Genomic DNA, 13,701 nt, shown 5'->3' with positions numbered 1-13,701 from the left:
GCACGTTCTGTTCGGCAATGGCATTCTGCACGTCGACGGCGGTGATGCCGAGATTGGCCAATTTGTCCGGATCGAGCCAGACGCGCATCGAATAGCGGCGCTCGCCGAAGATCTGCACGTCGCCGACGCCGGGCAGCCGCTTCAGCGGGTCGACCACCTGCAGATAGGCAAGGTTGCTCAGCGCCACCGGATCGACGGAGCCGTCCGGGGAGGTGAGGTCGACGATCAAGACGAAATTGGGGTTCTGCTTCTTGATCGTCACGCCGCCCTGGTTGACGATGGCCGGCAGGGAGGATGCCGCTTGCGAGACGCGGTTCTGCACGTCGACGGCCGCGGTGCTCAGCGGATAGCCGACATCGAAGGTGATGGTGATGGTCGAGGAGCCGTCATTCGAGCTCGTCGACGACATGTAGGTCATGCCTTGCACGCCGTTGATCTGCTGTTCGAGCGGCGTGGTGACCGTATCGGCCACCACCTGCGCGCTGGCGCCCGGATAGTGGGCGCTCACCACCACTTGCGGGGGCGTGATGTCGGGAAACTGCGAGACCGGCAGCAGGAAATAGGCGATCGCGCCGGCGAGCACCATGATGATGGCGATCGCCGATGCGAAGATCGGACGGTGGATGAAGAAGTTCACCATGATGCGGATGCCTCGCCGAACGGTTTTGCGAAATGGCGCATGCGCCGGGTCCGGCCGGAGCCGGAGTCCTCCAGGAAGGCTGGCGGGACTTCGCCCGGCGCCTGTTCCGCCGCGCGCGAGCGCAGCATCCGTTCGAAGGCCTTGGGATCGACCCCGTCCGCCTTCATCACCAGCCGGATCATCGGATCCCGGATGGCTTCGTCGATCGTCAGATCTTTGCGCTTCTGCATAGGAGCGGCTCCTTGCTTGCGGTCCGCATCGAATGATCGCGGACCGTTTTTCTCGATTTCACCGGCCGAAGCCGCATGACAGGCAGGTCTTCTGTCCTATCTCGCTCTGGCAGGGCCTATCGGTGGGGGCCTTGTCGTTGACGACGGGCGACATAGGTGTTACCAGTAAGTAACATCTAGAAGTTACAGACCGGTAACACCCTAGTCAAGAGGTGGCCGAGGGTTTTTTGGAAACGACGAAAGGAGATCATGATGACAGACGGCGTCGTGGAGCGTTCTCGCCCCCGGGATCGGATCCTGGAGACGGCGCAGGACATGTTCCACAAGCACGGCATCAAGGGCGTTGGCGTCGACGCCATCACCGAGGCTGCCGGCACCAACAAGATGACGCTCTATCGTCACTTCGAATCCAAGGACGAACTGGTCATCGAATGCCTGCGCGCCACGGCGGCGAAGGCCTCGAGGATATGGGACGAGTTCGAGGCCGAGCATCCGGGCGATAAGCTGGCCCAGTTGCACGCCTGGGTCCGCAAGGCTTCGGAACTGCTCAGCGTCGACAGCCGCGGCTGCGACATGGCCAATGCGGCGGTCGAGCTCACCGAGACCGATCACCCGGCAAGGCGCGTCATCAAGGAACTGAAGGAAGCCCAGCGCGAAAAGCTCGTTGCGCTTTGCCGCGATGCCGGGATTGGCCAGGCGGAGCTTCTCGCCGACACGCTGTCGCTGCTGCTTGAAGGCGCGCGCGTCTCGATGCAGAGCGTCGGCGCCGAAGGCCCCAGCGCGCAGTTCGTGCGCATGGCCGAGAGCCTGATCGCTTCATTCCGGGCGCGCTGATCCGCTTCCGAGCGCCGAAGTCCCCCTTATCCGGCCCCTCGGGCCACCTTCTCACCGAGGGGAGAAGAGGTTGGCGCCGGCGCTGACGATCTCCTCTCCCCTCGGGGAGAGGTCGGATTGCCCGAACTGCCCTTGCAATTCGGTTTGGCAATCCGGGTGAGGGGGATTCTGCGGTTGCCGCCTGCACACGTGCAAAGAAAAGCCCGCTGCCGGGAGGAGGTGGCAGCGGGCTCGATTTCGAATACGGCGCGGGAGGAGGTGCACCGCATTCATCGTCGGCATCCATCTGGGAGGAGGAGATGGCCGACACCAAAATCTATAAGCGTTGCCCAACGATTCGGCAATCATGAAAGTTGCATAGCTGGTGTGCAGAATTGTCGCATCGCCGACCAATCCTCCGACAAATCCGAACAATGCGCGTTTGCCAGGGCGCGCTAACTCATTGAACCGGCACGTTTTCCTTGAAGATCAGTCGCGGCTCGATGAACTTCTTCGTCAGGTACGGCGCCGATGAGGCGATCGAGCCGAGCAGGCGGATCACCGACTGCTCGGCGATCAGCCGCGCATTCTGGTCGATGACGACGTCGGCGAGATCGTCGACCAGGTACCGGCGCGTTTCCTTCGTCAGGTCATGACAGATGAAGACCGGCTTCTTGCGCGGTTTGGCCTCAAGCAAAGCCTTTGCCACGCCAGAGTGCCCCGCGCCGACGCAATAGATGCCGAGCAGTTCCGGCTCGTTGTGCAGCGCCTGCACGGTTGCGCGGTAGCTGGCATCCGGTTCGTCATTGATCTCGACCGCGCTCGAAATGGTGAGATTGGAGAACTCCTCGCTGAGCACCGAGCGGAAGCCCATCTCGCGCTCTTCATGGCCGCGATAGGAGCGCGAGCCGACCACCATCGCCAGATGGCCGGTCCTGCCGCCGAGAAAACGCCCCATCAAGAGCGCCGCCGTGCGCCCGGCGACCCGATTGTCGATGCCGACATAGGCCGAGCGGGGTGCAGCCGGCACGTCGGAGACGAGGGTAACCAGCCGGATGCCCGCCTCGACGAGCTCGCGCAGGATGTTGCGCGTGCGCGGATGGTCTACGGCGATGACGCCGACACCGTTGGCCTTGAGCGAGAGGTTCTCGACCGCGCCCTGCAGCGCGCTGGGCGAAATGCCCGCGAGATTGTGGATGCGGCAGGAGGCGACCAGCGGCAGGCGCGCGGCATAGTCTTCGATGTGATGGGCGAGATCGGCCATGAAGGCGTTGCTGCCGATCGGCAGGAAGAATTCCAGATGCGCCGGCTTCGACGGCAGCACGACCTGGTCGAGCGTCGGCAGATAGCCGAGCTGCTTGGCCGCCTCCATCACCCGCTGCCGGTTGGCAGCACTCGCGCCCGGACGGTTGTTGAGCACCCTGTCGACCGTCGCGGTCGACAGGCCGCAGCTCCGGGCGATGTCGGCTACGGTGGCTTTCATGGGTCCAGTCATAGGATGGGATGCGAGCGCCTGTCAGGCCAAAATCAACTCCAGGCTAAAATCAGCCATGCGGTCTTGGGCCTTCGGCGATGGCGTCGCGGATCTCCTTGTCCGACATGCCGGTGATGATGCGCTCGACCTCGGCGACGGTGGTCTGCTTCGGGTCGATGTCGTCGGCCACCACCTTGCCTCGGCGCATCACCACGATGCGGTCCACCACCTGGAAGACATGGTGGATGTTGTGGGCGATGAAGATGCAGGAGTGGCCGGAATCGCGGGCACTGCGCACGAAGCTCAGCACGCCTTGCGTCTCGGCGACGCCGAGATTGTTGGTCGGCTCGTCGAGGATGATGAGATCGCTGTCGAAATGCATGGCGCGCGCGATCGCCACCGCCTGCCGCTCGCCGCCCGACAGCGAGCCGATCGGCGTCGTCGGCGGGATGTTCTTCGAGATGCCGACTTGTTTCAGCAGGTCGCGCGCCACCGAGTTCATCGCCTCCTGATCCATTCGGTTGAGGAAGCGCGGCGGCTTGATCGGCTCGCGACCGAGGAACAGGTTGCGCGCGATCGATAGCTGCGTGACGAGAGCCGAGTCCTGGTAAATGGTCTCGATGCCCTCAGCGATGGCGTCGCTGGTGCTGCGGAAATCCACCTTCTTGCCGCGAACGAAGATATCGCCGCTGGTCAGCGGCACCGCGCCCGACAGCACCTTGATCAGGGTCGACTTGCCGGCGCCGTTATCGCCGAGCAGGCCGACGATCTCCCGTTCGTTGACATGGAAGTTGGCATCCACCAGCGCTTGCACGCGCCCGTAGGACTTGCGGATGTTCGTCATGCGGATGAGCGGTTCGGCCATAGGTCAAGTCCCTGCCTGGTGCCGGCGTTCGAGCCATGAATGCAGCGCCATCATGCCAAGGATGATCGCGCCGATGAAGATGTTGTAGGCGAGCCCCGGCACGCCGATCAGCACGATGCCGTTGCGCATGACGCGCAGGATCAGGATGCCGAGCACCGTGCCGATGATGGTGCCGCGTCCGCCGGTCAGCGCCGTGCCGCCGATCACCACCATGGCGATCACCTCGAGCTCGTAGCCGGTACCGCTGTTCGGGTTGGCGGCCGAGGTGCGCAGCGACGAGATGACGCCGGCCAGCGATGCCATCACCGCCGAGAGGATGAACAGGCCGACCTTGACGCGGCTGACATTGACGCCGCGCGCACGCGCCGCATTGGGATTGCCGCCGGCCGCCTGGATCCAGTTGCCGGTGCGGCTTTGCGTCAGCACATAGCCCAGCACGATCGCCGCGCCGATGAACCAGAACAGCGATGCATAGATGCGGAACGGCCCGATGTAGAAATCGCCGACCAGCATGTCCGCCAGCCAGCTTCCTTCGGCGCTCCAGGTGCGCTGCGGAAAGCCGTCGGTTACGAACAGCGCGGTGCCGCGCACCACCAGGAGCATGCCGAGCGTGACCAGGAAGGACGGGATCTTGAGCTTGGTGACGAACCAGCCATTGACCAGTCCGATGATGGCCGCGACCACCAGCGCGATGGCGAAACCCATCTCCAGCGAAGTGACGCCGCCGTTGAACAGCGTCCACATCAGCACCGGCGAGAAGCCGAACAATGAGCCGACCGAGAGGTCGAATTCGCCCGATGTCATCAGCAGGGTCATCGCCAGCGCGATCAGGCCGAGCTCGACGGTGAAGGCGAGGATGTTGGAGATGTTCTGCGGCGACAGGAAATCCGGATTGATGCCCCAGAAGACGACGAGTTCGACGATCAGCAGCACCAGCGGGCCGAATTCCGGCCGCGCGATGAAACTTTGGATGAAGGAACGGTTTTCCATGGAGCCCGCGACGTGAATGAACTTGGCTGAAGCCCGCGCGGCGGCAGGCCCGGCGAAAGGAATGGCCGTGGCCGCGGAGGCGGCCACGGCCATCGGTCGCGGATTACTTGCCGGACAGGATCTTGTCGTAGACGCCGGCGGTGTCCTTTTCGTAGAGCGCGCCGGTGATCACGTTGAAGCCCGGAGGAATGCCGGCCGAGGCCATCGCGGCAAGCGACAGCGCGACATAGCTGGTCGCCTGCGGGTCCTGCCACTGCGCCGCGTTGACATAGCCGTTCAGCACCTCCTGGGTGGTGTCGAGCGAGTTGCCCCAGCCGACGACCGGAATCTCGCCCGGCTTGACGCCGACCTGGTCGAACACGCGCTTGATCGAGCCGGTGACGAGGTCGCCGAGGCCGATGATAGCCTTCACCTTGCCCTTGTGGGCGGTGAGGTAGTCGACCATGCGGTTGATCACTTCGGCCTGGTCGAGCGTCGCTTCGGTCACCTCATAGGTGATGCCGAGCGGCCCGAACACGCTCTTGATGCCTTCCTCTTCCTGCACGCCATAGGTGGCGCCGGGAACTTCGACGGGCATCCAGACGAAGTCGCCCTTCTTCACCAGGCCCTTGTCGACCAGATATTGCGCCCAATGCTTGCCGAACGTCGTGTTGTCGCCGCCGACATAGGCGTTGAAGTTCGCCTTCGGGTCGGGCGTGTTGAAGTTGATGATCGGGATGTTGGCCGCGCGCGCCTCCTTGGCCAGTTCGATCAGGCTGCCCGGATCGGGGCTGGTGGTGGCGATGCCATCGGCCTTGGCCGAGATGGCGGCGCGGATAGCTTCCTGCTGCGAGGCGACGTCGCCATTGTGGAACGAGGTGTTCACGGTGTTGCCGGTGTCTTTCGCCCATTGCTTGGCGCCGGCCAGGAAGTAGGTCCAGACCGGATCGGCGGGGCCGCCATGCGAAATCCAGTAGAACGTCTTGGCCTCGGCCATCGCCGGAATGGCGAGTGCCGCGATCAAGCCAAGCACGAGCAGTCTCAGCCTCGAAAGCATTCGATTTCCTCCCATGTTGAAAACGTTCCTCCACATCAGGCGCGATGGGCCCCAAGGACCGCATCTCCTGCCAGCGCCGACCGGATGCATTAGAGCATTCCCTTTTTCGGTCGCTGACAAGCCTTCATCGCCAATGGATGTTGGCACAGCGAAGCGCGCCATCAGCAATCCCATCAGATTGCATCAGTTCAGGTGCTATTTTCCCGGGCAAGCGGTGCCGTCGGCCCGTCAGTTGCCGGACCGTATGTGGTCTAACGGGCTCCGGTGCGGTGCTAGAGGAGTCCGGCCCCGGCAAGGTCGCGCATGAGATGGCTGGCGCCGTAGGTCCAGTGCGGACAATCCGGCGACAGCCGCACGCGGTTGACCAGCGCGCCGAGCTTTTCCGACGAGATGGTGACGATGTCGCCGACCTTGTGGGTGAAACCCTTGCCCTTCTCGCCGCGATCTTTCGACGGCACGAACATGGTGCCGAGATAGAGCGCCAGCCCGTCCGGATATTGATGATGCGGCCCCATCGCTGCCTTGACCAGTTCTTCCGGCGAGCGGCTGATTTCCGCCATCGAGCTTGCGCCCTCCAGCGAGAACCCGTCCTCACCCTCGACACTGAGCCGCACCGTGGCGCGCCTCACGTCGGCGATGGAGAACGTCTCGTCGAAGAGCCGGATGAACGGTCCGAGCGCGGCGGAGGCATTGTTATCCTTGGCCTTGCCGAGCAGCAGCGCGGAGCGCCCCTCGACGTCGCGCAGATTGACGTCGTTGCCGAGCGTGGCGCCGACGATGCGACCCGAGCTGTCGGCGATCATGGCTATCTCCGGCTCCGGATTGTTCCAGGTGGAGACGGGATGCAGTCCGACATCGGCGCCGAAGCCGACGGAGGCCATCGGCTGGCACTTGGTGAAGATCTCGGCATCCGGGCCGATGCCCACTTCCAGATATTGCGACCAGGCGCCACGCTGAATGAGCTTCGCCTTGATCTCCATCGCTTCCGGCGAGCCGGGTTTCAGCTTCGAGAGGTCGTGGCCGATCAATCCGGCGATGTCGGCGCGAATGGCGTCGGCCTTTTCCGCCGAGCCGCGCGCCTGTTCCTCGATGACGCGCTCGAGCAGGCTGACGACGAACGTCACGCCGGAGGCCTTCACCGCCTGCAGGTCGACTGGCGAAAGCAGGATCGGCTTCTTCGCGTCGCGCTTTGCCTCGAAGCTGTTGGCCGCAATGTCTTCCAGCGCGCCGATCGCCTTGCCCTTGGCCGAGCGCACGTGGCCGGCCGGGTCCTTCATCTCGCAGAGGTCACGCACCGTGGGCGCGGCGTTCGACGTGATGTCGATGACCGCGCGGTCGCGCACCGTGACCACCAGCGGATGGGAGGCTTCGCTGATCCTGGCACGGCCGACGAAAAGGCCGTCGGTGGGGAGGCGGGTCGGGTCGGTCATCGTCTTGTCTCCTCTCGATTTTGCGGGCGGCACTTTCCCCGGATTTTGCCCAAACGTCTATCCCGTTGATGGCATCGTTTGTGGGCCAACGGGCTTGCTGTCTCAAAGCATAGGCAGACTGGCCCAAGTGAAACGCGCTTTCAAATTCGTGAAATCTCAAATAGAATTTTCATGAAGCGTCGAACGCTAGGTGATCCTTGCCTGCAGCCTTTTCCGATCCGATCTGGCGGAAGCCTCAGACAGCTCCGTTATTCCAGTCCGAGCTGTCGGCCGGCGGCACGCTCGATGCTGTGATCGTCGGCGGCGGCATCATGGGCCTGTCGACCGCCTTGCATGCGGCCCGCGCCGGGCTTTCGATCCAGGTGCTGGATGCCGGCGCGATCGGGCAGGGCGCGTCCGGCTTGAATGGCGGTCAGGTCATTCCCGGCCTCAAATACGATCCGGAATGGCTGATCGAGCATTTCGGCAAGGAGCGCGGCGAGGCCCTGGTCGACTTCGCCGCCTCGACGGCCGATGCGGTGTTCGATGTGATCCGCGACGAAAAGCTTGCTGTGCCGTTCACACGCAACGGCTGGATCCAGGCCGCGCATACTGAAACCGCCTTGAAGGCGGCGGCCAACCGCGATCAGCAGTGGCGGGCGCGCGGCGCCGACGTCAAGCTGCTCGACCAGACCGAGATCGCGGCGATGACCGGCGCCAAGGGCTATCTCGGCGGCTGGCTCGACCGCCGCGCCGGCGTTATCGATCCGCTATCGTATACGATGGAGCTGGCGCGCGTCGCCGCGTCTGCCGGGGCGAAGATCGCCGAGCGGCAGAAGGTGGTGAAACTCGGCAAGGAAGCGGACCTCTGGCGGGTTTCGATTCAAGGCGGCGCCGAGCTGCGCGCCAAGTCGGTCGTGCTCGCCACCAATGCCTATACGGACGGGCTGCTGCCCGACCTCGCCCGGACGATCGTGCCGCTGCATTCCTTCCAGATCGCCACCGCGCCGCTGCCGGCCGCGCTTGCAGACAGCATCCTGCCGGGCGAACAGGCGGCTTCGGACTCGCGCCGCATCCTCGTCTACTACCGCAAGAGTGCCGATGGCCGGCTGGTGCTCGGCGGCCGCGGCCGCATGGCCCTGCCGTCCAGCGCTGCGGACTGGGCCCATCTCGAACGCGCGCTCATTCGCCTCTATCCCGCGCTTGGCGACGTCGCGATCGAAAAGCGCTGGTTCGGCCGCGTCGCGATGACGCCGGATCACCTGCCGCATCTGCATGAACCGGAAAAGGGCCTGCTGGCCGTGGTCGGCTGCCAGGGCAGGGGCGTCGGGCTGATGAGCGCGCTCGGCAAGCGCATGGCGAACTATCTGGCGAGCGGCGATACCAGGCAATTGCCGTTCCTGCTTTCGCCGATCCGGCCGATCCCGTTCCACGCCTTCCGCCAGGTCGGCGTCGCCGCGACCATCGCTTGGTACCGGATGCTCGACGCGTTCGAGCGCTGACGCCGAACGCGTGCAGCGCACAAGCGATTCTACTTGACAGTTTCATGAATATGAAAAAGCATTGGACGATTTCAAAAATCCGATGGGCAGCCCCCAATAGGCACTCAGATGTCGACCATCGTTGCAGCGCGGCCATCGCCGGAATCTCGCATCTCGCCGGTCTTCCGTTTCGCCATGCTGCTGCCGGGCGGGCTGGTCACCTTCTTCCTGATCCTGTTCGCGCTCGGCCTTGTGCTCTTCCTCGCCTTCAGGAGCAATGACGGCTCGCTGCTCGGCGCCGGCCTGACGGCGACGAATTTCGTCACCGTGGCCACGGACCCGCTCTACTGGACGGTGACGCTGCGCTCGCTGGTCATCGCAGGCCTGGTGACGCTGGCGACAGTGGTCACCGCCTATCCGGTCGCCTACTATCTCGCCTTCCATGCCGGGCGCCGACGCAACCTGCTGCTCTTCCTGGTCACGCTGCCGTTCTGGACCAGTTATCTTTTGCGCGTCTTCGCCTGGAAGATCGTGCTTGCCTATAATGGCGTGCTGAATTCGGCTTTCATCGAAAGCGGCCTCTGGTCGGAGCCGACGCTGGCCTTCCTCAACACGCCGGCCGCGGTGGTGGTGACGCTCGCTCACGCCTACGCGCCCTTCGCCATCCTGCCGATCTACGTGGCGCTGGACACCATTCCGAAATCACTTCTCGAAGCCGCCTCCGATCTCGGCGCGCGACCTTTCACGTCGTTTCGCCGCGTCGTGCTGCCGAACTCGATGCCTGGCGTCTTGGCAGCAGCGCTCGTCGTTTTCGTGCCGACGGTCGGCGACTATGTTACGCCGGCGATGGTCGGCGGCCCGACCAGCACCATGATCGGCACGCTGATTCAGTCGCAATTCGGCAAGGCCAATGACTGGCCGTTCGGGGCGGCGCTCTCGGTCTGCGTCATGCTGGTGATCCTGTGCGTGGTGCTGGTCGCGCGCGGCGCCGACCGCAGATTTGGCAGCCGCACATGAGCGCAGCGCGCACAGAGGCAAATGCAGGCGGCCGCTGGCTCGGCCTCTACGTGCTTGCTTATCTCGTCTTCCTCTATCTGCCGATCCTGCTGATCCCGCTGTTTTCCTTCAACGATTCCATCCAGGCGGCATTTCCGCTGCACGGTTTTACGCTCGGTTGGTATGAGACGCTCTACGGCAATCCCGCACTTTCGGGCGCTTTGGCCAACAGCCTGGTCATCGGCGTCATCGCCGCCTCCGGCGCGACGCTCTGTGGCATCACCGTCTCCTATATGGACCTTTACGGCCGCTCGCCGCTCGCGGCCACGATCAGCGCCGTCGCCCGGCTGCCGATCCTGATTCCCGGCGTCATCGTCGGTATTTCGCTGCTTATCCTGGTCAACCTTATCGGCCTCGGCCCGTCGCGCGTCGCCATCGTGCTCGGCCATATCCTGGTGGCGCTGCCCACGACCGTGGTGGTGATGCGCAGCCGCTTCGCCGCCATTCCAAAAACCATCCGCGAGGCGGCACTCGACCTCGGCGCCTCCGACTGGACGACGTTCAGGCGCGTCATGCTGCCGCTGAGTGCGCCGGCCGTGCTGTCGGCCTTCATGCTCGCCTTCCTGACTTCCTTCGACGAGTTCATCGTCGTCTTCTTCCTGGCCGGCACCGAGCCGACGCTGCCGCTCTACATCTGGAGCCAGCTTCGCTTCCCGCGCTCGCTGCCGACCGTCATGGCGCTCGGCACGATGATCCTTGCCGTGTCCTTCATCATCGCCGCGCTCGCCGAGATCCTGCGCCATCGCGGCCTTGGCGCAGCGCGCCGCAATCCAACCTGAACCACAACAAAGAAGAGGAGAACGAAAATGACATTCCACCTGAAATCGATCACCGGACACAAAGCCCGGACCGGCCTTGCCGCACTGGCATTGGCCCTGTCGTCGACCGTCGCTTTGGCCGCCGACAAGCTGCAATACTTCACCTGGTCGGGCTACGAATTGCCCGACTTCAACAAGAGCTTCCTCGCCGCGCATCCGGACGGCGTCGAGGCGACGATCTTCGGCGATGACGACGATGCCTTCACCAAGGTCAAGGCCGGTTTCCGGCCGGACATTGCGCATCCCTGCTACGACAAGGTGGCGCGCTGGAACAAGGAAGGCCTGCTGCAGCCGATCGACACCAAGCGCATCAAGAACTGGGATTCGATCTTCCCGGTGTTCAAGAACCTGCCCGACCTTCAGGCCGGCGATGGCAAGGTCTGGATGGTGCCGTGGGACTGGGGCAACACCTCGATCCTCTACCGCACCGATCTGGTGAAGAACCCCGAGGCGAGCTGGACCCTTCTGTGGGACAAGCAATATGCCGGCCGCATGGCGACCATCGACGCCGTGCACGACACGCCGATCGTCGCGGCGCTGCTGGCAGGTGTGAACCCCTTCGACATGACGCCGGAGCAGATGGACAAGGTCGCGGAAAAACTGCGCGAGCAGCGGCCGCTGCTGTCGAGCTACACCACCGACATGACCTCCGTCGAGCAGGCGCTGGCCAGCGGCCAACTGGTCGCGGCCATGACCTGGAATGCGTCGGCCACGTCGCTGAAGAAGCAGGGCGTGCCGGTGGAATTCATGAAGCCGAAGGAAGGCATGCTGACCTGGGCCTGCGGCTTCGTCATGCTGAAGGACGCCAAGAACGTCGACCTCGCCTATGACTTCATCAACAGCCGGCTCGATGCCGACTCGGGCAAGTATCTGATCCAGTCCTATGGCTATGGCAGCTCGCTCTCAACCGCCTTCGCCGGCGTGTCGAAGGACGAGCTGGAGAAGCTGCAGCTGCCGGCGGACCCGGACGTGATGCTGAAGAGCACCATCTTCACCGGACCGATGAAGCAGAATGACGATGTGGCGAAGATGTTCGAGAAGGTGAAGGCTGGGGGTTGAGTGGCGCGGACTCACCTTCTCCCCTTGTGGGAGAAGGTGGCCGCGCAGCGGCCGGATGAGGGGTGTTCCAGGGAAAGCCAACGTCTCACTCCGCTGGAACACCCCTCATCCGTCTCGGCGCTATCGCGCCGATCCACCTTCTCCCACAAGGGGAGAAGGGAAAGACAACGAGGACTGTTGCATGGACGTTTTTGATGAAGCGGCCGAGAAACCGAAGGACGAGGCCGATGTGCGCGTCGGCCGGCGCGTGCGGGCGCTCAGGTTAGAGCGCAAGCTGTCGCTGGCCGAGCTTGCCGCCAAGGCCGGCATCTCCATCGGCGCGCTCAGCCAGATCGAGCGCGGCATGTCCTCGCTGCGCGTCAAGGTGATCTGGCCGCTTGCCGCCGCTCTCGACATCGAACCCTCCGCGCTGATCACCGACGGCAACGAGGCGGTCAACGACCTCTATTGCGTGCGCGCCGACAAGCGGCGCGCGATCCCGGTCAAGTCGGAAGGCATCGCCAAGGCGCTGCTGTCGCCGCCCGCCGCGACGCTCACCGGCATGCTGGTCACGGTCGAGGCCGGCGGCGGCACTGCCGAGGCATACGCCCATGCCGGCCACGAATTCGGCTTCGTGATGACGGGCGAAGTCGAGCTGGTGGTCGACGCAACGACCTACCTGCTCAAGGCCGGCGACAGTTTTGCGTTCAAGAGCACGCTGCTGCACGCTTTCCGCAATCCCGGCGCCGAGCGCTGCCAGATCCTCTGGGTCAACACCACCAAGCCGTCCGAGGTGCGCGATGGCGCCTGATGCGCTCGTTCGTCTGCAGGGAGTTTCGAAGGTCTTTCCAGGCGGCGTGGTCGGCCTCGATGCCGTCGACCTCGATATTGCTCCGGGCGAGTTCCTCACTCTGCTCGGCCCCTCCGGCTGCGGCAAGACGACGAGCCTGCGCGTCATCGCCGGCTTCGAGAGCCCGACCAGCGGCAGGGTTCAGCTTGAAGGCTGCGACATCACGGGCCTGAGGCCCTTCGACCGTCCGGTCAACACCGTCTTCCAGGACTATGCGTTGTTCCCGCACATGGATGTCGCGGCCAATGTCGGCTTCGGCCTGTCGCTGCGAAAGCTGTCGGGCGCCGAGCAGGCGCGTCGCGTCGGCGAAGCGCTCGACATGGTAGGCCTCGCCGACAAGCTGCGCGCCCGTATCTCCGAGCTGTCCGGTGGCCAGCGCCAGCGCGTCGCGCTCGCCCGCGCCATCGTCTGCGAGCCGCGTGTGCTGTTGCTCGACGAGCCGCTGTCGGCGCTCGATGCGCATCTGCGCGAGCAGATGCAGGTGGAGCTCAAGCGACTGCAGTCGCGGCTTGGCACCACTTTCGTCATGGTCACCCACGACCAGACCGAGGCGTTGTCGATCTCCGACCGCATCGTCGTCATGAACAAGGGCCGCATCGAGCAGATCGCGCCGCCCGCAACACTTTACGACCGGCCAGCGACGCGCTTCGTCGCCTCTTTCATCGGCACGATGAATCTCTTGCAGTCGCGCTTCCTCGGCCGGGACGGCGAACGCCTGCGCTTTGCCGCCGGCACGCTGCCGCTGGAGGCTATTTCCGACACCGGCGAGATGCCGGCCGCGGGCGATATCCGCACCCTTGGCGTGCGTCCAGAGGATCTTCTGGCAGCCACCGAGGCCGCCGACGGCACAGCGCCGGCACGGGTGAGCGGCATCGTCTTTCACGGCCGCACACTGCGCCTTCACGCTGAGCTCGGGCAGGGGACTTCCATCGTGATCGACGCACCACGCCGCGCCGACGGGTCTCAATTCAGCGTCGGCGACGTGGCGCATATCAGCCTGC

The 13,701-nt window shown here is 64.3% G+C and carries 14 protein-coding genes; 7 read left to right on the top strand and 7 right to left on the bottom strand.

All coding sequences use genetic code 11. From position 1 onward, the window contains the following. Together EOA29_RS10170 and EOA29_RS10165 are read right to left on the bottom strand one after the other, a co-directional pair. On the bottom strand, positions 1-640 hold a 640-nt coding region (locus tag EOA29_RS10170; protein ID WP_189478856.1), incomplete at its 3' end, for an efflux RND transporter permease subunit. Then, complete coding sequence (locus EOA29_RS10165; RefSeq protein WP_126095343.1) at positions 634-870, bottom strand: hypothetical protein; 237 nt, start codon at positions 868-870, stop codon at positions 634-636. The genes EOA29_RS10170 and EOA29_RS10165, both read right to left, overlap by 7 nt. 252 nt (positions 871-1,122) lie before the next feature. Here EOA29_RS10165 and EOA29_RS10160 point away from each other — a divergent pair, with 252 nt between their 5' ends. Beyond that, entirely contained in the window at positions 1,123-1,704 is a 582-nt protein-coding gene (locus tag EOA29_RS10160) for a TetR/AcrR family transcriptional regulator (protein ID WP_126095342.1), read from the top strand. A 439-nt stretch (positions 1,705-2,143) separates the two neighbouring features. Here EOA29_RS10160 and EOA29_RS10155 read toward each other — a convergent pair whose 3' ends face one another. The 5 genes from EOA29_RS10155 to EOA29_RS10135 all read right to left on the bottom strand — a co-directional run bounded on the left by EOA29_RS10155 (position 2,144) and on the right by EOA29_RS10135 (position 7,478). Next, entirely contained in the window at positions 2,144-3,166 is a 1,023-nt protein-coding gene (locus EOA29_RS10155) for a LacI family DNA-binding transcriptional regulator (protein ID WP_127220849.1), read from the bottom strand. 61 nt (positions 3,167-3,227) lie between these two features. Beyond that, positions 3,228-4,022, bottom strand: a complete 795-nt coding sequence (locus EOA29_RS10150) for an ATP-binding cassette domain-containing protein (RefSeq protein WP_126095340.1) — start codon at positions 4,020-4,022, stop codon at positions 3,228-3,230. Between the two features lie 3 nt (positions 4,023-4,025). Further along, a complete protein-coding gene (locus EOA29_RS10145; protein WP_126095339.1) occupies positions 4,026-5,012 on the bottom strand; it encodes an ABC transporter permease in 987 nt (328 codons plus the stop codon). A 103-nt stretch (positions 5,013-5,115) separates the two neighbouring features. Continuing rightward, the gene (locus tag EOA29_RS10140) at positions 5,116-6,048 is read right to left on the bottom strand and encodes a substrate-binding domain-containing protein (protein ID WP_127220848.1); all 933 of its coding nucleotides are present in this window, start codon (positions 6,046-6,048) and stop codon (positions 5,116-5,118) included. 272 nt (positions 6,049-6,320) lie between these two features. Next, positions 6,321-7,478, bottom strand: coding sequence for a fumarylacetoacetate hydrolase family protein (locus EOA29_RS10135; protein ID WP_127220847.1), 1,158 nt, complete (start codon positions 7,476-7,478; stop codon positions 6,321-6,323). A gap of 197 nt (positions 7,479-7,675) precedes the next feature. Here EOA29_RS10135 and EOA29_RS10130 point away from each other — a divergent pair, with 197 nt between their 5' ends. The 6 genes from EOA29_RS10130 to EOA29_RS10105 all read left to right on the top strand — a co-directional run. Further along, positions 7,676-8,959: an FAD-dependent oxidoreductase gene (locus EOA29_RS10130; RefSeq protein WP_127220846.1), complete on the top strand. Its 1,284-nt coding sequence runs from the start codon at positions 7,676-7,678 to the stop codon at positions 8,957-8,959. Between the two features lie 108 nt (positions 8,960-9,067). Beyond that, entirely contained in the window at positions 9,068-9,955 is an 888-nt protein-coding gene (locus EOA29_RS10125; protein ID WP_127220845.1) for an ABC transporter permease, read from the top strand. Then, positions 9,952-10,773, top strand: coding sequence for an ABC transporter permease (locus EOA29_RS10120; protein ID WP_127220844.1), 822 nt, complete (start codon positions 9,952-9,954; stop codon positions 10,771-10,773). The genes EOA29_RS10125 and EOA29_RS10120 overlap by 4 nt, the downstream gene beginning before the upstream one ends. A gap of 27 nt (positions 10,774-10,800) precedes the next feature. Beyond that, positions 10,801-11,871: an ABC transporter substrate-binding protein gene (locus EOA29_RS10115; protein ID WP_127220843.1), complete on the top strand. Its 1,071-nt coding sequence runs from the start codon at positions 10,801-10,803 to the stop codon at positions 11,869-11,871. A 181-nt stretch (positions 11,872-12,052) separates the two neighbouring features. Beyond that, a complete protein-coding gene (locus EOA29_RS10110) occupies positions 12,053-12,661 on the top strand; it encodes a cupin domain-containing protein (RefSeq protein WP_127220842.1) in 609 nt (202 codons plus the stop codon). Continuing rightward, on the top strand, positions 12,651-13,701 hold a 1,051-nt coding region (locus EOA29_RS10105; protein ID WP_145969653.1), incomplete at its 3' end, for an ABC transporter ATP-binding protein. The genes EOA29_RS10110 and EOA29_RS10105, both read left to right, overlap by 11 nt.

The organism is Mesorhizobium sp. M1E.F.Ca.ET.063.01.1.1, from assembly GCF_003998155.1.
Taxonomy (GTDB): Bacteria; Pseudomonadota; Alphaproteobacteria; order Rhizobiales; family Rhizobiaceae; genus Mesorhizobium.
This window is presented reverse-complemented; position numbering and strand designations above follow the sequence as displayed.

Excerpts from the sequence above, each read along its gene's own strand:
- EOA29_RS10165 (WP_126095343.1), bottom strand. The coding sequence starts at position 870 with ATGCAGAAGCGCAAAGATCTGACGATCGACGAAGCCATCCGGGATCCG.
- EOA29_RS10160 (WP_126095342.1), top strand. The coding sequence starts at position 1,123 with ATGACAGACGGCGTCGTGGAGCGTTCTCGCCCCCGGGATCGGATCCTG.
- EOA29_RS10155 (WP_127220849.1), bottom strand. The coding sequence starts at position 3,166 with ATGAAAGCCACCGTAGCCGACATCGCCCGGAGCTGCGGCCTGTCGACC.
- EOA29_RS10150 (WP_126095340.1), bottom strand. The coding sequence starts at position 4,022 with ATGGCCGAACCGCTCATCCGCATGACGAACATCCGCAAGTCCTACGGG.
- EOA29_RS10145 (WP_126095339.1), bottom strand. The coding sequence starts at position 5,012 with ATGGAAAACCGTTCCTTCATCCAAAGTTTCATCGCGCGGCCGGAATTC.
- EOA29_RS10140 (WP_127220848.1), bottom strand. The coding sequence starts at position 6,048 with ATGCTTTCGAGGCTGAGACTGCTCGTGCTTGGCTTGATCGCGGCACTC.
- EOA29_RS10135 (WP_127220847.1), bottom strand. The coding sequence starts at position 7,478 with ATGACCGACCCGACCCGCCTCCCCACCGACGGCCTTTTCGTCGGCCGT.
- EOA29_RS10125 (WP_127220845.1), top strand. The coding sequence starts at position 9,068 with ATGTCGACCATCGTTGCAGCGCGGCCATCGCCGGAATCTCGCATCTCG.
- EOA29_RS10120 (WP_127220844.1), top strand. The coding sequence starts at position 9,952 with ATGAGCGCAGCGCGCACAGAGGCAAATGCAGGCGGCCGCTGGCTCGGC.
- EOA29_RS10115 (WP_127220843.1), top strand. The coding sequence starts at position 10,801 with ATGACATTCCACCTGAAATCGATCACCGGACACAAAGCCCGGACCGGC.
- EOA29_RS10110 (WP_127220842.1), top strand. The coding sequence starts at position 12,053 with ATGGACGTTTTTGATGAAGCGGCCGAGAAACCGAAGGACGAGGCCGAT.